This is a genomic window from Amycolatopsis sp. MJM2582 (assembly GCF_000754115.1).
GTDB classification, from domain to species: Bacteria; Actinomycetota; Actinomycetes; order Mycobacteriales; family Pseudonocardiaceae; genus Amycolatopsis; species Amycolatopsis japonica.
This window is the reverse complement of record NZ_JPLW01000006.1, coordinates 491,719-510,335: the sequence shown is the minus strand read 5'-3', so window position 1 is coordinate 510,335 and position 18,617 is coordinate 491,719. Positions and strand designations below refer to the sequence as shown.

The 18,617-nt window shown below is 70.2% G+C and carries 20 protein-coding genes; 10 read left to right on the top strand and 10 right to left on the bottom strand.

Features of this window, described 5'->3' with window-relative positions; translation table 11 throughout:
* Positions 1-11: 11 nt before the first annotated feature.
* Positions 12-881, bottom strand: coding sequence for an NAD(P)H-binding protein (locus ED92_RS33375; protein ID WP_037345253.1), 870 nt, complete (start codon positions 879-881; stop codon positions 12-14).
* A 101-nt stretch (positions 882-982) separates the two neighbouring features.
* Between ED92_RS33375 and ED92_RS33370 the strand changes: the two genes are divergently transcribed.
* The gene (locus ED92_RS33370) at positions 983-1,873 is read left to right on the top strand and encodes a LysR family transcriptional regulator (protein WP_037345252.1); all 891 of its coding nucleotides are present in this window, start codon (positions 983-985) and stop codon (positions 1,871-1,873) included.
* Here the strand turns inward: ED92_RS33370 and ED92_RS33365 are convergent.
* Positions 1,861-2,442, bottom strand: a complete 582-nt coding sequence (locus ED92_RS33365; RefSeq protein ID WP_037345250.1) for a TetR/AcrR family transcriptional regulator — start codon at positions 2,440-2,442, stop codon at positions 1,861-1,863. The genes ED92_RS33370 and ED92_RS33365 overlap by 13 nt on opposite strands.
* A gap of 81 nt (positions 2,443-2,523) precedes the next feature.
* Between ED92_RS33365 and ED92_RS33360 the strand changes: the two genes are divergently transcribed.
* On the top strand, positions 2,524-4,074 hold the full coding sequence (locus tag ED92_RS33360) for an MDR family MFS transporter (RefSeq protein WP_037345248.1): 1,551 nt from the start codon (positions 2,524-2,526) through the stop codon (positions 4,072-4,074).
* Positions 4,071-4,532, top strand: coding sequence for a universal stress protein (locus ED92_RS33355; RefSeq protein WP_052121029.1), 462 nt, complete (start codon positions 4,071-4,073; stop codon positions 4,530-4,532). Before ED92_RS33360 ends, ED92_RS33355 begins: the two co-directional genes overlap by 4 nt.
* Here ED92_RS33355 and ED92_RS33350 read toward each other — a convergent pair.
* Positions 4,446-5,414 (bottom strand): DMT family transporter, encoded by a 969-nt coding sequence (locus ED92_RS33350; RefSeq protein WP_037345246.1) that lies wholly within the window; start codon positions 5,412-5,414, stop codon positions 4,446-4,448. The genes ED92_RS33355 and ED92_RS33350 overlap by 87 nt on opposite strands.
* A 72-nt stretch (positions 5,415-5,486) precedes the next feature.
* Between ED92_RS33350 and ED92_RS33345 the strand changes: the two genes are divergently transcribed.
* Positions 5,487-6,401 carry a LysR family transcriptional regulator gene (locus ED92_RS33345; protein WP_037345244.1) on the top strand — a complete coding sequence of 305 codons (915 nt, stop codon included), beginning with the start codon at positions 5,487-5,489 and terminating at the stop codon, positions 6,399-6,401.
* A 45-nt stretch (positions 6,402-6,446) separates the two neighbouring features.
* On the opposite strand, the gene ED92_RS33340 is transcribed toward ED92_RS33345, so the two are convergent.
* Together ED92_RS33340 and ED92_RS33335 are read right to left on the bottom strand one after the other, a co-directional pair.
* Entirely contained in the window at positions 6,447-7,604 is a 1,158-nt protein-coding gene (locus ED92_RS33340) for a serine hydrolase (protein ID WP_235213425.1), read from the bottom strand.
* 118 nt (positions 7,605-7,722) lie between these two features.
* Positions 7,723-8,358, bottom strand: coding sequence for a TetR/AcrR family transcriptional regulator (locus ED92_RS33335; RefSeq protein ID WP_037345240.1), 636 nt, complete (start codon positions 8,356-8,358; stop codon positions 7,723-7,725).
* A gap of 78 nt (positions 8,359-8,436) precedes the next feature.
* Between ED92_RS33335 and ED92_RS33330 the strand changes: the two genes are divergently transcribed.
* Together ED92_RS33330 and ED92_RS33325 are read left to right on the top strand one after the other, a co-directional pair.
* A complete protein-coding gene (locus ED92_RS33330) occupies positions 8,437-9,393 on the top strand; it encodes a zinc-dependent alcohol dehydrogenase family protein (protein WP_037345802.1) in 957 nt (318 codons plus the stop codon).
* Positions 9,394-9,476: 83 nt separating this feature from the next.
* Complete coding sequence (locus ED92_RS33325; RefSeq protein ID WP_081975981.1) at positions 9,477-10,538, top strand: hypothetical protein; 1,062 nt, start codon at positions 9,477-9,479, stop codon at positions 10,536-10,538.
* Here ED92_RS33325 and ED92_RS42155 read toward each other — a convergent pair.
* Complete coding sequence (locus ED92_RS42155; protein WP_235213424.1) at positions 10,474-10,875, bottom strand: TetR/AcrR family transcriptional regulator; 402 nt, start codon at positions 10,873-10,875, stop codon at positions 10,474-10,476. The two genes, ED92_RS33325 and ED92_RS42155, sit on opposite strands and share 65 nt — an antisense overlap.
* Here ED92_RS42155 and ED92_RS33320 point away from each other — a divergent pair.
* From ED92_RS33320 to ED92_RS33310, 3 genes are read left to right on the top strand one after another with little or no spacing between them, the layout of a single operon-like run.
* Positions 10,795-11,631, top strand: coding sequence for an arylamine N-acetyltransferase (locus tag ED92_RS33320; protein WP_037345237.1), 837 nt, complete (start codon positions 10,795-10,797; stop codon positions 11,629-11,631). The genes ED92_RS42155 and ED92_RS33320 overlap by 81 nt on opposite strands.
* A gap of 2 nt (positions 11,632-11,633) precedes the next feature.
* Positions 11,634-13,217: an NAD(P)/FAD-dependent oxidoreductase gene (locus tag ED92_RS33315; RefSeq protein ID WP_037345236.1), complete on the top strand. Its 1,584-nt coding sequence runs from the start codon at positions 11,634-11,636 to the stop codon at positions 13,215-13,217.
* An 11-nt stretch (positions 13,218-13,228) separates the two neighbouring features.
* Complete coding sequence (locus ED92_RS33310; protein ID WP_037345235.1) at positions 13,229-14,281, top strand: NAD-dependent epimerase/dehydratase family protein; 1,053 nt, start codon at positions 13,229-13,231, stop codon at positions 14,279-14,281.
* On the opposite strand, the gene ED92_RS33305 is transcribed toward ED92_RS33310, so the two are convergent.
* Positions 14,278-14,721 (bottom strand): SRPBCC family protein, encoded by a 444-nt coding sequence (locus tag ED92_RS33305; protein ID WP_037345234.1) that lies wholly within the window; start codon positions 14,719-14,721, stop codon positions 14,278-14,280. The two genes, ED92_RS33310 and ED92_RS33305, sit on opposite strands and share 4 nt — an antisense overlap.
* Between ED92_RS33305 and ED92_RS42825 the strand changes: the two genes are divergently transcribed.
* Positions 14,720-14,887 (top strand): hypothetical protein, encoded by a 168-nt coding sequence (locus tag ED92_RS42825; protein WP_161791130.1) that lies wholly within the window; start codon positions 14,720-14,722, stop codon positions 14,885-14,887. The two genes, ED92_RS33305 and ED92_RS42825, sit on opposite strands and share 2 nt — an antisense overlap.
* Positions 14,888-14,897: 10 nt before the next feature.
* On the opposite strand, the gene ED92_RS33300 is transcribed toward ED92_RS42825, so the two are convergent.
* The 3 genes from ED92_RS33300 to ED92_RS33290 are packed head-to-tail and all read right to left on the bottom strand — an operon-like array spanning position 14,898 to position 18,612.
* Positions 14,898-15,302 carry a hypothetical protein gene (locus ED92_RS33300; protein ID WP_037345232.1) on the bottom strand — a complete coding sequence of 135 codons (405 nt, stop codon included), beginning with the start codon at positions 15,300-15,302 and terminating at the stop codon, positions 14,898-14,900.
* Between the two features lie 20 nt (positions 15,303-15,322).
* A complete protein-coding gene (locus ED92_RS33295) occupies positions 15,323-18,301 on the bottom strand; it encodes a WXG100 family type VII secretion target (protein ID WP_037345230.1) in 2,979 nt (992 codons plus the stop codon).
* Entirely contained in the window at positions 18,301-18,612 is a 312-nt protein-coding gene (locus tag ED92_RS33290) for a hypothetical protein (protein ID WP_016333370.1), read from the bottom strand. The genes ED92_RS33295 and ED92_RS33290 overlap by 1 nt, the downstream gene beginning before the upstream one ends.
* Positions 18,613-18,617: the final 5 nt, after the last annotated feature.

Here is an 18,617-nt window from a genome sequence, read left to right as displayed (position 1 = left end):
GTCCTTACCACTCACGAGGCTTTGAGCACCTCCTCGCACCACTGACGGAAGGTGGTCGGCGTGGTGGCCTCCGGGGTCCGCGGTTCGGCGTTGTCGATCCCCGCCTCCTTCGCGGCCATCATGTCGACCATTCCCTGTGCCATCGCCTCGGACCAGCCGTGTTCGAGCTGCGTCGCGCGGAAGGCGTCCATGGCCACCCGCTGATAGCGGACCGGCCGCCCGAGGACGTCGGACATGATCTCCGCGAGATCGTTCTGGGACAGGTCTTCCGGGCCCAGGACCGGAACGTCGGCGACACCCCGCCACGACCGGTCGAGCAGCCATCCGGCCGCCACGTCGGCGATGTCGCGGGTGGCACAGGTCGGCGCCTTGAGGTCGCCGGGAAGCGGGCCGAAGAAGACACCGTCCTCGCCGATCGATCCGGCCTGCCACAGGATGTTGTCCATGAACGTGGGCATCGTCAGCGCGCGGTAGGCCACGCCCGTGCCCGCGATCAGGTCGTCCATGGCGTGCGAGGCCGACAGGTATCCGGTGTTCTCCGCGAAGCCGCGGCCGAGCGCCGAGATGCCGACGACCCGTGACACGCCGTGCTTCTCGATGGCCGCGCAAGCCGGCCGGGTGAAGTCCAGATAGGCGGCTTCGAGGCTTTCGGCACGGCGATCCGCGGCGACCAGCCAGAAAACGGTGTCGGCGCCCGCGAAGGCTTCGTCGACGACAGCGGCGTCACTGTGCGAACCCTTGACGACCTCGACGCGCTCGCGGACGTGGTCGGGCAGACGGGCGGGATCACGGGCGATCACGCGGATCGGTTCGCCACTTTCGAGAAGGGTGCCGAGCACCCGGCTGCCGATCTGTCCGGTCGGCGCGGTGACGACGATCATGAAGACTCCGAGGTGATAGGGGATTTTCGACGTCACCCAGTCAAGCCACGACGGCCGTCGCGCTGAAGGATCACCTCGGTCGCCATTGATACCCTGGGGATATGAGTGACCTGGAGACGCGGCAGCTCAAGTACTTCGTCGCGGTCGCGGAGGAGCTGCATTTCGGCCGCGCCGCCGAGCGGCTTTCGATGGCGCAGCCGCCGCTGTCCAGGGCAATCCGGGACCTCGAACGACGGCTGGACGTCCGGCTGCTCGAACGCACCACCCGCCAGGTCACGCTGACGAGCGCGGGCGAGGTCTTCCTGCGGGACGCGAGGACCGCACTCGAAGCGGTCGCCGCGGCGGAGCGGCGGGCACGGCAGGCGGGCCGCCCCGATCCCCGGCTGCGCCTGGCGTTGAAGGCCGACCACGACGCCGGCTTGCTGCCGAAGATCATCGAGGCGTACGAAGCCGAAGAAGGCGCCCTGCCGATCGAACTGGTCCTCGGCGGCCGGGGCGAACAACCGTCGCAACTGCGTGACGGGCGGGCGGACGTGGCGCTCGTGCCGTCCCCGTTCGACGCGCGCCGCCTGGATTTCGAGCCGCTGCTGACCGAACCCCGGCTCGTGGCACTGGCGGCGAACGATCCCCTGGCGGCCCGGTCGCGGCTGACCCTGGCGGATCTCGAAGGCCGGCTCCTCCCCGACGGCGCGCCCGCCGGTCAGGGTCCTTCGGCCGGTCCGCCCGCCACCGCGGCACCCCACGGTCCCGTCTCGGATCTCACGCAGATCTTCAAACTGGTCGAGCTCGGCGCCATCGTGTGCTTCCTGCCGGTCTCGGTGGCGGATCGCTACCGGCGGGCGGGCATCACGTACCTGCCCGTGGACGATCTGGAGCCCACGACGCTCGCCGTGATGTGGCCGCAGGACTCCCGCTCACCGGCCGTCGCCGCCTTCGTCCGCGCGGCCACCACGGTGGTGACGACCGCGTACGCCCTCGGTCAGCGCAGCTGAACGCGGCCCAGCAACCGGTCGACGACCTCGGGCAGCGGCTGTTCCTCGGGACCTTCCAGCCACAGCACGTTCCCCGTCCGCAACGTGGCGAGGAAGGTCGCCGCGGTGAGCCTGGCCAGCTCCTGGTCGAGGCCGTGGCCCCTGGCCAGCAACACCGCGATCAAGTCGCGTTCGAGGGCGAACTGATCGCCCGCCTGCCGCGCGAGCAGTGACGGATGCCGCCGCAGCAGCCGCAGCTGCGCCACCCATTCGCGGTCGGGCACGGGATGCGCGCGGTACAGCTCCCGGCACGCCGCACGCAGCGCCTGCCAGGGTTTTTCGCCGGGCGGCCTGCCCTCGACCAGCGACACCAGCAGCCCGGTGCGTTCGCGGTCGGCGTGCAGGATCGCGTCCTCTTTGTTCGCGAAGTAGTTCGAGAAGGTCCGCCGGGACACGCCCACCGCGTCGGCGATGTCCTCGACGGTCACGCCGTCGAGACCGTGCTCCATCGCCAGCCGGAGCGCGGCCTCGTGCAGTGATTGCCGCGTCGCCGCCTTCTTGCGGGTGCGGAGCGTGTCGAGGGTGTCCACCAGGACAGCGTAGCGACGGGAATAAAGTTCCCACTGTGCAAGTTTGCACAATGAGCAATAAGCGCCACTCGAAAGGACGCCATGAAGACCGAGGCACCGTCAGGGGCGATGGGACACCGGCAGGTGCTCGAATCGCTGTCCGGCCTGCTGCTCGCGCTGCTCGTGGCGATGATCAGCTCGACGGTCGTGTCGACCGCCCTGCCCCTGATCATCGGCTCGCTGAACGGCACGCAGACGCAGTACACGTGGGTGGTCACGGCCACCCTGCTGGCGGCGACGGCCACCACACCCATCTGGGGCAAACTCGCCGACCTGTTCAACAAGAAGACGCTGGTGCAGATCGCGATCGTGATCTTCGTGATCGGCTCGACGATCAGCGGATTCAGCCAGAACACCGGACAGCTGATCGCCGCCCGCGCGTTCCAGGGCATCGGCGTCGGCGGCCTGCAGGCGTTGGTCCAGGTCGTGATCGCGGCGATCATCCCGCCGCGTGAACGCGGCCGCTACAACGGTTACCTCGGCGCGGTCATGGCGGTCGCCACGGTCGGCGGGCCGCTGCTCGGCGGCCTGATCGTGGACGTGCCGTGGCTCGGCTGGCGCTGGTGCTTCTTCGTCGGCGTGCCGATCGCGGTGGCGGCGTTCATCGTGCTGCAGCGGACCCTGAAGCTGGAGACCGTGCGCCGGGAGGACGTCCAGGTCGACTACCTCGGCGCCGGGCTCATCGCGGCGGGCGTGAGTGTGCTGCTGATCTGGGTCTCGTTCGTGGGCAACGGCTTCGACTGGCTGTCCTGGCAAACGGCCGTCATGGTGGCGGGCGGCGTCGTGCTCCTCGTCCTCGCCGTGCTGGTGGAACGCAAGGTCCGCGAACCCGTCGTCCCGCTGCACATCATCACCCAGCGCACCCCGGCACTGGCGATCGTCGCGAGCCTCGCGGTCGGGATGGCGATGTTCGGCGGCGCGGTGTTCCTCGGCCAGTACTTCCAGATCGGCCGCGGCTACTCCCCCACCGAAGCCGGTCTGCTGACCATTCCGCTGATGGGCGGCGTGCTCGTCTCCTCGACCGTGTCCGGACGCCTGATCAGCCGCACCGGACGGATGAAGCCGTACATCGTGGCGGGCACGATCACCCTGGTGATCGGTTTCCTCGGGCTGGGCACCGTCGACCACGCCTCGCCGCTGTGGCTGGTGGGTATCGCGATGGCGGTGGTCGGTATCGGGGTCGGCATGACGATGCAGAACCTCGTCCTCGCCGTGCAGAACACCGTGCCGCTGCGGGATCTGGGCGCGGCCAGCGCGTCGGTCACGTTCTTCCGGTCGCTCGGCGGCACCATCGGCGTCTCGGTGCTGGGCGCGGTCCTCGCGAACCGGGTCACCGCCGACCTGTCCACCGCGCTGCACGTGCCGGCGGGGAGTGCGTCGACGGGCGGCGTCAGCGCGCTGAACCTCAAGGCGCTGCCGCCGGAGGTCCAGACGATCGTGCACACCGTGTACGGCGACGCGACCGCGCACATCTTCCTGATCTCCGCGGCGGTGGGCGTCGTGGGGGTGATCGCGGCACTGCTGCTCAAGCCGCTCACCCTGCGCACCACGCTCGATGTGGAGACGGAGCCGGAAGTCCCGGTCGCGCGATGAACGGCGCCTTCGAGTCCACTGTGGAGCGTTTCGGCCCGCCCCGGCACCACACGGGGCGGGCCATCCTGGCCGGGGTCGACGGCTCCGACACGGCGATGCGGGCGGCCGCCTTCGCCTTCGGCATGGCCCGGCGCGAGGGCGGCAGGCTGATCGTCGCCTTCGTCTGCCGTCCGACGCTCGGCCCCGCGGTCGCGGCGACGGTGGAACTCGACACGGCGACACGGCTCCACGAAGAGATCCGCGAGCAGATCCGCACGGCGGCCGAAGAGCTGGAAGTGCCGGTCAGCTTCCTGAAGACCTTCGGCGATCCGTACACCGCGCTGCGCGACACCGCCGACCGCTGCCTGGTCGACACCGTCGTGGTCGGTGCCTCACAGCAGGCCGGTCACCGGTTCGCGGGGTCGGTCGCGACCAAGCTCATCCGGACCGGGCACTGGCCGGTGCTGGTCGTCCCCTGACGACCGGCCGCCGAGGAACGACACGGCCCCCACCGCCGCGACGACGAGCGCACAGCCCGCCAGCTGCGGCGGTGTCGGCCATTGGCCGAGCAGCGCGGCCCCGAACAGGATCGCGGCGGCGGGTTGCAGCATCAGCACGGCGGACCCGCCGCTCGCGGGCAGGGCGGACAGCGCGCGTCCGATCAGGAGCCAACCGAGCACCTGCCCGGTCACGGCCAGCACGAACAGCCACAGCAACGCCGAAACGGGCGGCGTGACGTCGAGATTCCCGGCGAACAGTCCCGAAAGACCGCCCACGCTCGCCGACGCCGCGGTCGCGGTGGCGAGCATCGTCGTGCGGCCGCCGCCGTCGGTTCCGGCGCGCCGCAACAGGATCAGGTATCCGGCGTAGGCCACACCCGCCAGCACCGCCATGACGGTGCCGTACCAGGGGTCGCTGCCCGCGGCACCACCGTCCGCCAGTCCCCCGGCCAGCGCCGTCCCCGCCAGCATCACCGGGATGGACAACCAGAACGCCCGCGGCGGTCGTTCGCCGAACCACAGCAGCCCGGCCAGCGGGACGAGGACCACCTGGACGTTCACCAGCGCCGTGGCGACGCCCGCGCCGACGGAGAGGATCGCCTCGCTCCAGAGCACCATGTCGATCCCGAGCAGGACACCGGCCAGCACATGCCGGCGTCGCGCGGCCGGAGTCGGTCGCTCTCCCCGTTCACGAGAGCGCGCCAGGATCACCAGGATCGGCAACGCGAACAGGCAGCGGAAGAACGTCGCGGTCGTCGAGCTGACACCGGACAGCGCGACGAGCGGGGCGGACAGGGCGATCGCGAGGGCTCCGAGCACTCCTTGCACCCGTGGATCGATGAGGATTCGGTTGTGCCGCATGTCTTCGATTCGATCGCACGACGACCGCGAGGACCAGCGAGATCCTCTTACCCCGAGGGTTAAGCTCGGCTAATGAGTGGCGATCTGTCCAATGTGGAACGGCTGCGGATGCTGCACGCGGTGTGGCGGCGGGGATCGCTCGCCGCGGCGGCCGAGCTGCTGCACGTGACGCCGTCGGCGATCTCCCAGCAGCTGACCAAACTGGAACGGGAGGCGGGCACCGGGCTGCTCGTACGGCACGGGCGTGGCGTGCGGCTCACCCCGGCGGGGCTGCTGCTGGCGCAGCGCTCGGACCGGGTGCTCGCCGAACTCCGCGCCGCCCGCGCCGACCTGGACTCCCTGACCGGGGAGACCACCGGCGTCGTCGAGATCGGCGCGATTCCCTCGGGCGTGCACACGTTCATCACGCCCGCGCTCACCGGCCTCGCCGTCCGTCATCCCGGAATCGAGGCGCGGCTGCACGAGGTCGAACCCGAAGTGGCCCTTCCCGCGCTGGCCGACGGCGTCTTCGACGTCGTGGTCGTCGAAAGCTGGGAGAACCTGCCGCTCACCCGGCCGCCCGCCACTCGCTGGACCGAACTGCGCGACGACTCGGCGATGATCGTGCTGCCGGCCGGACATCCGCTGGCCGGGGCGGATTCGGTGCGCGCCGAGGAGCTCGCGGAGGAGATCTGGGTCGCGTGGGCGCGCCCGACCTTGGCGAACGCCTGGATCCGCCAGACCCTGCGCGAACGCGGGATCGAGCCGATCGTGCGGCATACGGTCAGCGGTTTCGGCACGCAGTTCGCCGTCGTCGCCGGGCTGGGCGCGGTCACGCTGGTGCCGGGTATGGCCACCACGATCGCGCCGCCGACCGTGGTGTGCGCCCCGCTCGAACCGGCCCTGCACCGGCAGCTGTACGCCGTGCAGCCGCTAGGGGAAACGCGGCCCGCCGTCGCGGAATGCGTCGAGGCGCTGGTGGAGGCCGCGAGGTCTTGGGGCTCGTGAGTGGTGAGGACGGGTTAGAACCGTCCTCGCCACTCACGAGGCGGATCAGGCGCGGCCGCAGAGTGCGTGGTCGATCACCGGCTCGATCGGATGCACCTCCGGCAGTGGCGCACCGGGGAGGTACGGCGTGAGGGTGTTCAGCGAGACCATCACGCTGCGCTTGCCGTCCTCGGTCACGCCGTTCCCCGTCAGATAGCCGGGCAGCGCGCCGCCGTGGCCCCAGTAAGCGCCGCAGGAGCTGGTCGTCTTCTGGAGGCCGAGACCGTACTCGCCGAGCCCCGGCGCGGGCACGGTCTTCTTCATTTCGGCCAGCTGCGCGGGTTTGAGCACCTTGCCGCCCAGCAGCGCCCGCAGGAACTTGTTGCCGTCCTCGGTGGTGCTGTTGATCGAGCCGTCCGCTCCCCCGCCCATCGACGGGTTCATCAGCGTCACGTCCACCCGCCGTCCGAGCAGCGGCGGGTTCGAACCCTCGACGACGAACCGGTCGTAGCCGCGCGCGTGCGGCGCGGGGATGAACGGCGACGTATGGGGCAGGGTGGTCTCGCGCAGGTCCAACGGGCGGACGATCCGGTCGATGATCGCCCGCCGCCAGTCCTGGCCGGTCACCTTCTCGGTCACGAGCCCGGCGAGTACGTAGTTGGTGTTGGAGTAACCCCAGCTCGTCCCCGGCGCGAACTCCGGCGGCTTGCCGACCGCCAGTTTCACCGCCTCCGTCGCGCTGAGCTCGTCGAACCGGTGACGCAGGAAGCCCTTCTCGGTGAAGAGGTCGAGTTCCGCCATGTAGTCGTGCAGGCCGCTGGTGTGCTGCAGCAACTGCCGGATGGTGATGGCCTTGCCGTCGTTGCCGTTCCCGCTCACCACCCCCGGCAGCCACCGGTCCACGGTGTCCTCCAGGGAAAGCCGTCCCTCACCGACGAGCTGGAGCATCGTCGCGGACAGGAAGGTCTTGCTGAAACTGGCGATCCGGAAGTGGCCGTTCCACGGCATCGGGGTCCTGGTCCGCAGATCGCCGTGACCGCTGCGCACCTTGACGCTTCCCTTGTCCGTGCTCACCTCCATGAGCACGCCGGGTGAACCGTTCGCCACGAGCGTGTCGGCGTCGCGCTGCAGTGTCCGGTGCAGGGATGGCGCCGCGGACGCGACGGCCGGGGAAACGAGCGTTGCCGCGCAGAGTACGGCGATGACCACTGAAGTTCGTTTCATACCGGCAAAACTACGAAGCCGCGGGCATATCGGGCATCGGCTTGGAGGACGATGTCGCCTCCCTCCCTGGTACTAATGGAGCACAGGGATCTTCTCAGGGTCGCCCGCCGGAGATGATTCAGCGCGTCAGGCCCGGCAACACGAGGGCGAGCCGCGCCACCGGTGGCAGCGGCGACGGCTCCGGCACGGCCCGGAAGGCCTGGATCACGAGCGCGGCGAACCGCCGGGACGCCGCGATCTGCGCGGCCGCCGAAGCGGCCTGGATCCCGTTGTTGGCCATGAGCATGAGGATCAGGTCGTCGAGGACGAAGTCGGGCCGCAGTCTTCCGGCGTCCTTGGCCCGGCCGGCCAGCTCGGCGATCGCCTTGAGCGCGTGGTCGCGGGCCGCGGTGAAATCCACCGCCTTGGGGAAGGCCGAGACGAAGGCGGCCGTGAAACCCCGGTCGCGCGAGTGCAGCTCGCAGATCTTCTCGATCACGGAACAGAAGCCACGCCACGGATCCGGGTCGGCCAGCCCGTCGTTCACGACGATCTGACAGGCGCGCATTTGGTCGGCGAAGGCCTCCGTCGCCAGGATCTCCTTGGTCGGGAAATGGCGGTACAGCGTGGCGGGGCCGACTTCGGCGCGGCGCGCGACCTCCCTCAGCGGCACGTTCAGGCCTTCGGTGGCGAACAGCGCGCGAGCCGCTTCGAGGATGCGTTCGCGGTTGTCCAGGGCGTCGGAGCGCGGGATCCGAGGCAAACGATCGGTCACCACTCTCACTTTAGCCAAAACGGACGGGGGCGTCCGTTAACGTCCGCCGCGGCAGTGATCGACGAGCAGGAGACGAAAATGCGCGCAGTCGAGATCCGGACGTTCGGCGCCCCCGAGGGCCTCGCCGTGATCGACCTCCCCTCCCCCGTCCCCGCCGAGGGGGAAGTGCTGATCGGCGTGGAAGCGATCGGCGTCGGCGGCGTCGACACCGTGATCCGGAGCGGTGCCCTCGCCGGTTTCGGTTTCCGGGAAGGACACATCCCCGGCAACGAGGTCGCGGGCACCGTCACGGCGGTCGGCGACGGCGTCGATCCGAGCTGGACCGGGCGGCACGTCTGGGCGTTCACCGGTGAAAGCGGCGGTTACGTCGAACAGGTCGCCATCCCGGCCGACAAGGTCGTGCCCCTGCCCGACAACCTGCCCGCCGCCGACGCGGTGGCGCTCGGCACCTCCGGCATGGTGGCCCGTTTCGCGCTCGCCCACGCCCCTTTCGCGGCGGGCGAATCGGTGCTGGTGCGCGGAGCGGCAGGCGGCATAGGGATCATGGCCGTGCAGCTCGCGGCTCGCGGTGGCGCGAGCGCCGTGGCGGTGACGACGTCCTCGGCCGAACGCGGCGACCGCCTGCGCGAACTGGGCGCGACCCACGTCCTCGACCGCTCCGGCGCGGGCGACGGCCCGGCGGGTTACGACGTGATCATCGACATCGTGTCCGGTGTGGACATGCCGTTCTTCTTCGACAGGCTGAATCCGAACGGCCGCCTGGTCGCCGTCGGCGTGGTCGCGGGAATGCCTCCGTCGGACTTCGGCGCGAAGCTGATGGCGTCGTTCCGGAAGTCTTTGTCGTTCGCCGCCTTCAGCGCGGACTCGATCCCCGAGCCCGATCGGCTCGCGGTGAGCGCGGACCAGTTCGCCGCGGCGGCGCGCGGTGAACTGCGTTCCGTGGTGCACGAGCTGCTTCCGCTGGAGAAAGCCGTTCTGGCGCACCGGAAGATGGACGACGGCGAGGTGTTCGGCAGGATCGTGCTGACTCCGTAGCCAGGTCCATTGTGGAGCGCCCTTGTCACCCGGTCAGTGCAAGTTTCCCCATGGCGTGCGCTCTCGCACTAGGCTGCCCACTCGTGCCCGATCCGATGCCCGAGGGACCCGGCTTCACGGCGGTCGATCTGCGGCCGCTCTCCGAAGGCGAGGGCACCGGCGCGTACTGCGTGAACGACGCGGGGGCGATCGTGGGCGAGTCGGGTTCGTGGCCGGTGTGGTGGGACGGCGACGGTGCCCCCACGCCTTTTCCGATCCTCGACGGCTGTTCCGGTGGCCGCGCCATCAGCGTCAACGCCGCGGGACTCGTGGTGGGCTCGCTCTACGTCGGCGAGCACCTCCGGCCGGTGTGCTGGCGGCCCGACGGCCGGGTGTTCGCGCTCGAACTCCCCGACGGCGCGGTCTCCGGTACGGCGTGCCGGGTGAACGCACGCGGATCGGTGTTGGGCAACGTGATGTGGCCGGGTTACCGTTGGCGGGCGCTTCGCTGGGAGCCCGGCGGCGAGGCCGTCGAACTCGACGCCCTTCCCGGCGACGGCGAGACACAAGGCCACGATCTGAACGGACTGGACGAGGTCGTCGGTTCGGCCAAGAACGGCACGGGCACCCGGACCGCGGTGCGCTGGACGGCCGCGGGGAAGATCAGCAAACTGCCTCCGCCACGTCGCGCGACGGCATGCGGGATCACCGACTCCGGCGCCATCCTCGGCGACGGTGTCGTGTGGAACCGCGACGGCGGCACGGTCCTGCTGACCGGTGACCCGGAGTTCTCCGCGGGGCAGCTCGTCCGGATCACCGGGCGCGGTGTCGCGATCGGCTGGGGCGTGACCACGGACCGGCGCGGCACCTGCGCGCGCTGGGATCCCGACGGACGCCCCACCGTGCTCCGGCCCTTGCCGTCGGACGACGCCACCACGTGTTTCGACATCGACGACGCCGGGACGGTCGTCGGGGAATCCGCCGGCCAGGGCACGGTGCGGCCGGTCCGCTGGGACGCGGACGCGACACCGCTCCCGCTTCCGTCGCCTGCCGGGCTCACAGCGATCGTGGCCCAGCACATCAACGCGAGCGGGACCGTCATCATCGGCTACGGCTTCGCCGCGGACAGCTCCACCTATCGCGGGATCGCCTGGTTCCGTTCGTGATCACGACGGCTCGATCGCCCGCCCCAGAAACCGGCCGGCGTCTCGCACGCCTCACGCGCCATGAGCACGTCCAGCCCGCGTCCAGGATGCGCGACCCGTCTTCGGTGAGGACCAGGTCCTCCTTCGTGGCGAAGTGATTGAAGAACGTCGCGGGGGACACCTCGGCGGTGGTCGTCCCGTCGTAGCCCTGCCGCTCGAAGAGGCGATACGCGGTTACGATCAACGTCTTCCGGGTGCGCTGCTTGGAGGAGAAAACATGACCATCGACGCGTTCCTCGACCGGCTGGAGTACAGCGAGCCCGTCCGGCCCGATCTGATCACCTTGCGGAACCTGCACCGCGCTTGGCGGCTGCGAGTCCCCTACGAGAATCTCGACGTCCAGCTCGGCAGGCCGATCCTGCTCACCCCGGACGCGTTGACCGACAAGTTCGCGCGCCGCGGCCGTGGCGGCCTCTGCTACGAAATGAACGGAGCGCTCGGTCTCTTGCTGAAGGCTGCCGGCTTCGCGGTGACCATCGTGGAGGCCGCCATCCTGCGTTCGACGCGCGGCGAAGGTCAATGGGGCAACCACATCGCCCTGCTGGTCGACGTCGACGGCGAGTCCTGGCTCGCCGACACCGGGATCGGGGACGCGTTCCTCGAACCGCTCCCCCTGCGGGAAGGTACGCACCAGCAAGGTGAACTGACGTTCCGGATGGAACGTCTCGACAGCGGGACCTGGCGGACGCACCACCATTCAGGCGGGGCGATCGACTCCTGGGACTTCCGCACCGCGCCCCATGAGATCGCCGAGTTCGCCGAACGCGCGCGGACCAAATCACCGGATTCCATGTTCGCCAAGGTGCTCGTGGCGCAACATCATCGCGACGGCCGCGAGCTCGCCCTTCGCGCGCGCACGGTCAAACGCGGCGACGGAGACCGCCACACCCTGTCCTCTCTGGACGAATTCGCCGGGACACTGCGGGAATTCCGGGTCCCGCTGGACGACATCGGCGCCGACGAGCTGGCCACCCTGTGGGCCAAGACCGAGGAACAACACGAAACCTGGCTGGCCCTTCAGGGATTGAATCCGCGCGTCCGGGGTATGCCCTGATCATGGAAGTCGACGCCGTCGTGGTCGGGTCGGGGCCGAACGGCCTGGTCGCGGCCAACCTGCTGGCCGACGCGGGCTGGGAGACCCTGGTCATCGAGGCGACGCCGAAACCCGGTGGCGCGGTGCGGACCGAAGAACTCACCGCGCCGGGTTTCCGGAACGACGTGTACAGCGCCTTCTACCCGCTCGGAGCGGCGTCACCGGTGCTCGCCGGGCTGGGCCTGGAGGAGCACGGCCTGCGCTGGCGGCATGCCCCTGCGGTCCTGGCGCATGTGCTGCCCGACGACCGGTACGTCCTGCAGTCCCGTGACCTCGAACGCACCGCGCGTTCCGTCGCCGAGTTCGACGAACGGGACGCGGACAACCTCCGGGCCGAGCACGCGAGCTGGCGGCGTCTGCGCGAGCCCCTGCTGGACGCGATCGTGCGCCCCTTTCCGCCGGTTCGGTCGGGAGCGCGGCTGTTCAAGACGCTCGGCACCGCGGAGTCGCTCCGGCTGGCGAGGATGCTGACGCTGACCGCTCGCGGGCTCGGCAAGGAGAAATTCGACGGTGCGGGCGCCCGGCTGCTGCTCGCGGGCAACGCCATGCACACCGATCTCGGCCCGGACCAGGCCGGGAGCGGTGTCTTCGGCTGGCTGCTGACCATGCTCGGCCAGGACGTCGGGTTCCCGGTCCCGGAGGGCGGGGCCGGACGGCTGACCGACGCGCTGGTGAACCGCCTGACCGCCAAGGGCGGCGAGATCGTCTGCGGTACGCCGGTCACCGAAGTGACGCTCTCGGGCGGCCGGGCGGTGGGTGTCCGTGACGCGGACGGACGGCGGGTCCGTGCCCGCCGGGCCGTGCTCGCCGACGTCCCCGCTCCGGTGCTCTACCGGGATCTCGTCGGTGCCGGGCATCTGCCCGCGCGGCTGGTGTCCGATCTGGACCGGTTCGTCTGGGACGACGCCACGATCAAGGTGGACTGGGCGCTGTCCTCACCCATCCCGTGGAGCGCCGCCGAAGTCGGGCAGGCGGGGACCGTCCACATCGGAGCGGATCTCGACGGGCTCGCCGGCATCGCCAACGATCTCGCCTGCGGGCGAGTGCCCCACGACCCCTTCCTGCTGCTCGGGCAGATGACCACCGCCGACCCGACCCGCTCCCCGGCCGGAACCGAATCGGCCTGGGCCTACACCCATGTGCCGAGGGGCGAATCCTGGCCGGATTCCCGGTTGCGGCGCCATGCCGACCGGATGGAAGAGGTCATCGAGAGGCACGCGCCCGGCTTCCGCGACCTGATCGCCGGCCGCGCGATCGCCGGGCCCGCCCAGCTACAGAAGGGAAACCACAGCCTCGTGGAAGGCTCGATCAACGCCGGGACCGCGGCGATCCAGCAACAGCTCTTCTTCCGGCCCGTCCCCGGTCTCGGCCGGGCCGACACCCCGATCGACCGGCTCTTCCTGGCCTCCGCGTCGGCGCATCCCGGCGGGGCGGTGCACGGCGCGCCCGGGTCGAACGCCGCCAGGGCCGCCCTCACCAGGGACGGCTGGGCCGGTTCCGTCTACCGGGCGACGGTGCGTGCCGCGCACCGCGCCGTCTACCGATGAGGACGCCACGGATGAAGATCGTCGTCACCGGCGCCAGTGGGAACATCGGGACCGCCTTGCTCCGGGCTCTGGAAGGCCACGAAGTGATCGGGGTGGCACGCCACCGTCCCGACACGACCGCCGCACCCTATTCGTCGGCCCGCTGGGTCCTTCAGGACGTCGGCGCGAACGACGCTTGGGAGGAACTGACCGGGCTCTTCCGCGGCGCCGACGCGGTGGTGCATCTCGCCTGGGCGATCCACCCGCGCGCGGACGATCCGGCGATGCGCCGCACCAACGTCGCGGGCAGCGCGAACGTCCTGCGCGCGGCCGCCGACGCGGGCGTGAAGCACATCGTGTGCGCGTCCTCGGTCGCCGCCTACACCCCCGCCGACCGCTGGCGCGAGGTCGACGAGGACTGGCCCTGTGGCGGGCTCGCCGAAAGTGCCTACAGCGCGGGAAAAGCGGCTTTCGAGACGCAGCTGGACGAGTTCTGCCGTCGTTACCCGGACATCGGGGTGGCACGGATCCGCCCGTGCGGCGTCGTGCAGCCGGACGCGGCGGCCGAGTTCTCCGGCTGGCTGCTCAGCCCGCTGGCGCCGCCGTTGCCGCTCGGCGGCGACTGGCTGCCGGTGCCCTTGTGGCCGGGGCTGCGGATGCAGGTGGTGCACTCCGACGATGTGGCTCAAGCGATCCGGGCGATCCTCGACCGCCGCGCGACCGGGGCGTTCAACCTCGCCGGTGAGCCGGTGCTGAAAAGCCGGGACCTGGCCAAGCTGGCAGGCGGGCTCAGGATTCCGGTACCGCTGAAGCTGTTGACCTCGCTGGCCTGGCCGAGCTGGCGGCTGGGGCTGCAACCTCTGCACCCGTCCTGGTTGCACCTGGCCGACCGGGCGTCCCTTGTGGACACTCGACGCGCGCGGGAGGAACTCGGCTGGCGGCCGCGGCACGACCCGGCGACCACGATCACCGAACTCCTCGCCGCCATCCGCGCCGGGCGGCGCGGCGACAGCCGCCCCCTCGACCCGCCGCGGGACCGGATCCGGTTCGGGCGGCCGAGCCATCAGGACCAGTCCGCCGGCTAAACCGCGGCGCGCCCCTTCGCCAGATCCGCGAGACGCCGTAAGGATTCCCGGTTCCGAGGCACCAAGAAGAGCGCCTGCGCCGCCTCCGGCATCACCCGGCCCGGCCCGCGGGTCGCCTGCTCGGACATCAGGATCTCCGTGGTCCCCGGCTCGGTTTCCCGCAGTTCCAACCGGATCCGGGCGGTGCCGAACGGCCAGGCCCGCGCCTCGAGTTCGAGCAGCCGAGGCGGGTCGACGACGTGGACCTTGGTGACGTCGTCGAGCAGGACAGGCCAGGACCCGACGCAGTGATGGATCCGCGTTCCCCGCGCCGGCCAGCCCTTGTCCACGTCGCGGATATGGGAGGCGCCCACCACCCAGGCCGCGTAGGTCCACCCGTCGGCGAGCACCTCGAACACGCGCTCGGGAGAAGTGTCTACCGTCATCTTCACGTCGACCATGAACCATCCCGCCCTGTACCGGTCAGCCCTGCATCACCCAGGGCGAATACCCTGCGGCGGCAAGGGCAAACCCGGACGCGTTCAGCCCACTCTGTCCAGCACCGCTCGCGTGTACTCGACGACGCTCGGTGTCCCGATCGTGCTGGTGGTCGGCCTCGTCGTCTGACGGCGCGAGATCAGTCGCGCCAACGGTTGTTGAGGAAGGCGTCGTCCTCGTCGTCGGCCGGTGCCGGGCGGGCACGAGGAGCACGCCGGGGCGTGTCCCGTCCGGTGGGGGCGGGAGGCGGCGGCTCCGAGCTGAACGGAGCCGCCATGTCCACGGAGTCGTCTTCGAACGCCGACGTGTTCCCCGGCTGCGCGTGCGACCGGTCGGTGCTCCAACCGGATTTCGTCTTGCGCTGCCCCAATTCCCGCCGGTGCTCGACGTACCGCTGGGCGGTCTGGACCTGTTTGGTCATGAACTCCTGCGAGCTGGCCTTGATCTCGTCGGCCCGCTGATCCCGCAGTGCCCGGCGCTCCGACTGCTCGCGGACGAGACCGTCCAGGGTCGCCCTCATGGCGGCGGTGTCCTCGGCGCTCATCTGTTCTCCCCTGCCCCGGCTCACCGCTTGCGGGTGACCGACTGATCCTCATCGTCCAGCAACGACCCGGTGATCCGGCCGGTGGGTTCGTTGATCTGGTCGAACACCTCGCCCTCGATCCGGTACGCGCGGTTGGTCCGTTCCTGGTCTCCGCCGCCCTGGCCACCCGCTCCGCCGGCACCCATGCCACCCATCGGGGGCATCGCGCCGCCACCGAACGACTGGCCCGCCGTGCCGCTCATCGGAGCGGACGGGGCCCCCGCGGCCACATGCTGCGGGTGCTGTGCCCCGCCACCGGTGTGCACGCCCTCGGTCAGTGGCTGACCGGCCGCGGGGCTGGCGGACTCGAAGGGCATGGACGGCACTGACGGCGCCGAAGCACCACCTCCGCCGAAACCACCACCGCCGCCACCGGAACCGCCGACGTCGCCGCCGCGGATCCCATCGGGGACCGTCCCGCCGCCACCCTCACGCGGGGTGAACGCCGGCTTGGAGTCGGGCTGCACCGTCCCGGTGACGGGAGACGCCGGATGCGATGCCTTGTCCGTGGCGGGTTTGTCCTCGCCGAGGGTGTACGTGGTCGGCTTGCCGGTGCCGTCGTCGACGGTGACGATCGTCGGCCCGGACGGGCCGTCGGGACGCTCGGCGGTGATCTTCACATCGCCGTCCTGGATGTGGATCTTGCCGTCCGGCCCCGGACGGTGGACGCCGTCCTTGTCCGGCTTCCCGTCGTCCGAGCCGGGAGCGGAGCCCAGCTTGGAGTCGTCGCCGTCGCCGGTCCAGTCGAGCTTGAAGTCCTTGGCGGGCCCGGAACCGTCCCCGATCTTGATCTCCATCTCGCCGTCTTTGTCCGGCTCGGTCATCTCGAAGGTCTTGTCGCCCTGCTTGACCTTGAGAGTCTCGCGTTCGCCGTCCTCGGCCTTGTCGCCGTCCTCACCGGGTTTGTCCCCGGCCAGCTTGTCGCCGCCTTCACCGGGCAGCTCCTCGCCGAGCTTGTCCAGGGCTTCCGAAGCCTTCTTCTTCGCCTCGTCCGCGGACTTCTCGGCGTCCTTCGAGTCGCCGTCCTTGGAATCGCCGTCGCCCATGCCGCCAGGGGCGTCACCCAGCTTGTTCAGCGCTTCGGAGGCCTGCTTCTTCGCGTCTTCAGTGGCCTTCTCGGCCGCTGCCTTGGCGTCGGCCGCGGCGTCCGTGTTGCCACTGCCGCCAGGACCACCGCCGGTACCTCCGCCGCCCGGACCGGAGCCGGAGCCGCCGAGGTCGCCACCGGTCGGGCCGTCACCGAGTTTGCCCAGCGCCTCGGAAGCCTGCTTCTTCGCGTTTTCGGCGGCCGCCGCTGCCTGCTTCTTCGCCTCTTCGGCGGCGGCCTTCTGCTCGTCGCCGTTCGACGGCGGCGGTGCCGAGCCCGATGGCGACGTCTGATCCTTCTTCTCGTCCGGTCCACCACCGGTGCCGCCACCCGGTCCACCGCCAGGCGATCCTCCGCCTTCGGGGATGTTCACGTCCGGGATCGGCGGGGGCTTCTGCGCCGCCGGGCCGGTGCCACCGCCGGGGCCGGAACCACCCGATCCGGGGCCACCGCCGGGACCGCCGCCGGGACCGCCGCCGGTGCCACCCTCAGGGCCGCCGCCCGGCCCACCACCGGTGCCGCCGGTGAAGTCCGGGCCTTGACCCGAACCGCCGGGGCCACCGCCAGGTCCGCCACCGGTGCCGCCGGTTCCCGAACCGCCGGGCCCGCCACCGGTGCCACCCTGGCCACCGGTGAAGTCCGGGCCCTGGCCACCGGGTCCGCCGCCCGTGCCACCGGGTCCGCCCGCGCCGCCGGCGCCGCCCTTGTCACCCGCGCCTTCGAACTCGTTCTTGACCTTGCCCATCACCTTGTCGAGTTCGTCGTAGGCCTGGTCGACGAACTCCTTGGTGTCCTTGCAGGTCTTGGCGAAACCCTCGTAGATGATGGTCCACATCTCGGGGATGAACTGCCGCTGGATCCACTGCTTGGCGAGATTCTGGCCCGCCTTCTTGAACTCGTCGTCGTCGCAGCAGCCGTCGTTGTTCAACTGCTGGACCAGGTTGGAGCCGAAGTTGACGTCCATCCAGCCCGCGATCGCGCCGAGGTCCTCCTTGCCGCTCTTCTCACCGGCGGCGATGGCGACGACCTTCTGCGCCATCGGGAAGTCCGCTTTGCCGACGATCTCCTTGTAGAGATCGATGACCGTGTCAGCCTTTCCCTTGCACAGCTTGAACACCGCCGCGCTGGTGTGCAGCGTCGCCTCGCTCGCGTTGTCCAGCGTCTGGGCGAGCTTCTTGGCCTTGGGGAGGATCTTCTCGTTGTAGTTGTCCGAGGAGGCGTCCGCCGCATCGCCGGTCCACGTCCCGTAGAGGGTGTTCAGCTGGGAACCGGTGTCGTCGATGGTCTTCTGGACGGTCTTCGAGCCGGTCTTGAAATGGGCGGCGTCGTCGACGAAGTTCTTGAAGTCGATGCCGCGCTGCTCGTCGAACGGCTTCTTGATGTCCTTCTCGAAGTCGAGCGCGCGGGTGGTGCCCCGGCAGTCTTCCGGGAGCTTCCCCAGCAGGGAGCCGAAGGTTTCGAAGACCTTGAGGGCGGGGGCGGCGGCGTCGAAAATCTCGTCCGACGTCTTGGTCCCCGCACCTTCGGCGGTGGGTTCCTTGGTGGCGTCGAGTTTCTTGTTGCCCTCGTCGACGGCCTTCGACTCCGCCTTCCGGTTGAAGCTGGCCTGATCGCCCGCGCCCTTCGCGCTGTTGTAGACCTTGTCGAGGTCGTCGTCGTAGGGCAGGAACGGAAGGGCGTTGTAGGACGCCGCGTACTTCTCGGCTTCCTTGCGCTTCTGCTTGATCTCCTCCGGCTCCTGGTCCGCCGTCCACGGCGGGGGCGCCGGATGCGTCCGCATCCACGAGCCGATGAGCTTGGTCTTCTGCTCGGCGGGAACGGCCGGGTCGTCGAGGACGGCCTTGACGTCGGTCCAGGTGGTTTCGGTGGCCACTAGCGCATCCCCGTCTTGGTGATCTTGTTCTTCTGTTCGTCCTCGTTGGTGCCGTACGCGGTGCCCGCGGTGCCGAGGTTCGTGCCGAACGAGCCGAGTGTGGTGCTGTACCCCTGGACCGACGCCCACAACGCCGCCACCCCGTCGGTGTACTTCTTCGCGTGGTCGCCGTGCGCCTGGCCGAAACCGGCCGCGTTCACCGGAGTGCTCGACAGATCCGGGTTGTCTTCGAGCAACTGCTCCGTCAGCTTTCCGATGTTCTTCGACGCCGATGAAAGCGCATCGGTCGCCGCGGTGAAGCCCCCGCTCATTCTTT

Bases quoted from the DNA above. Each gene is read 5' to 3' on its own strand.
- ED92_RS33360 (WP_037345248.1), top strand. From the start codon at position 2,524: ATGAAGACCGAGGCACCGTCAGGGGCGATGGGACACCGGCAGGTGCTC.
- ED92_RS33370 (WP_037345252.1), top strand. From the start codon at position 983: ATGAGTGACCTGGAGACGCGGCAGCTCAAGTACTTCGTCGCGGTCGCG.
- ED92_RS33350 (WP_037345246.1), bottom strand. From the start codon at position 5,414: ATGCGGCACAACCGAATCCTCATCGATCCACGGGTGCAAGGAGTGCTC.
- ED92_RS33330 (WP_037345802.1), top strand. From the start codon at position 8,437: ATGCGCGCAGTCGAGATCCGGACGTTCGGCGCCCCCGAGGGCCTCGCC.
- ED92_RS33290 (WP_016333370.1), bottom strand. From the start codon at position 18,612: ATGAGCGGGGGCTTCACCGCGGCGACCGATGCGCTTTCATCGGCGTCG.
- ED92_RS33305 (WP_037345234.1), bottom strand. From the start codon at position 14,721: ATGGTCGACGTGAAGATGACGGTAGACACTTCTCCCGAGCGCGTGTTC.
- ED92_RS33375 (WP_037345253.1), bottom strand. From the start codon at position 881: ATGATCGTCGTCACCGCGCCGACCGGACAGATCGGCAGCCGGGTGCTC.
- ED92_RS33300 (WP_037345232.1), bottom strand. From the start codon at position 15,302: ATGAGCGCCGAGGACACCGCCGCCATGAGGGCGACCCTGGACGGTCTC.
- ED92_RS33315 (WP_037345236.1), top strand. From the start codon at position 11,634: ATGGAAGTCGACGCCGTCGTGGTCGGGTCGGGGCCGAACGGCCTGGTC.
- ED92_RS33340 (WP_235213425.1), bottom strand. From the start codon at position 7,604: ATGAAACGAACTTCAGTGGTCATCGCCGTACTCTGCGCGGCAACGCTC.
- ED92_RS42825 (WP_161791130.1), top strand. From the start codon at position 14,720: ATGAACCATCCCGCCCTGTACCGGTCAGCCCTGCATCACCCAGGGCGA.
- ED92_RS33310 (WP_037345235.1), top strand. From the start codon at position 13,229: ATGAAGATCGTCGTCACCGGCGCCAGTGGGAACATCGGGACCGCCTTG.
- ED92_RS33320 (WP_037345237.1), top strand. From the start codon at position 10,795: ATGACCATCGACGCGTTCCTCGACCGGCTGGAGTACAGCGAGCCCGTC.
- ED92_RS33345 (WP_037345244.1), top strand. From the start codon at position 5,487: ATGAGTGGCGATCTGTCCAATGTGGAACGGCTGCGGATGCTGCACGCG.
- ED92_RS33355 (WP_052121029.1), top strand. From the start codon at position 4,071: ATGAACGGCGCCTTCGAGTCCACTGTGGAGCGTTTCGGCCCGCCCCGG.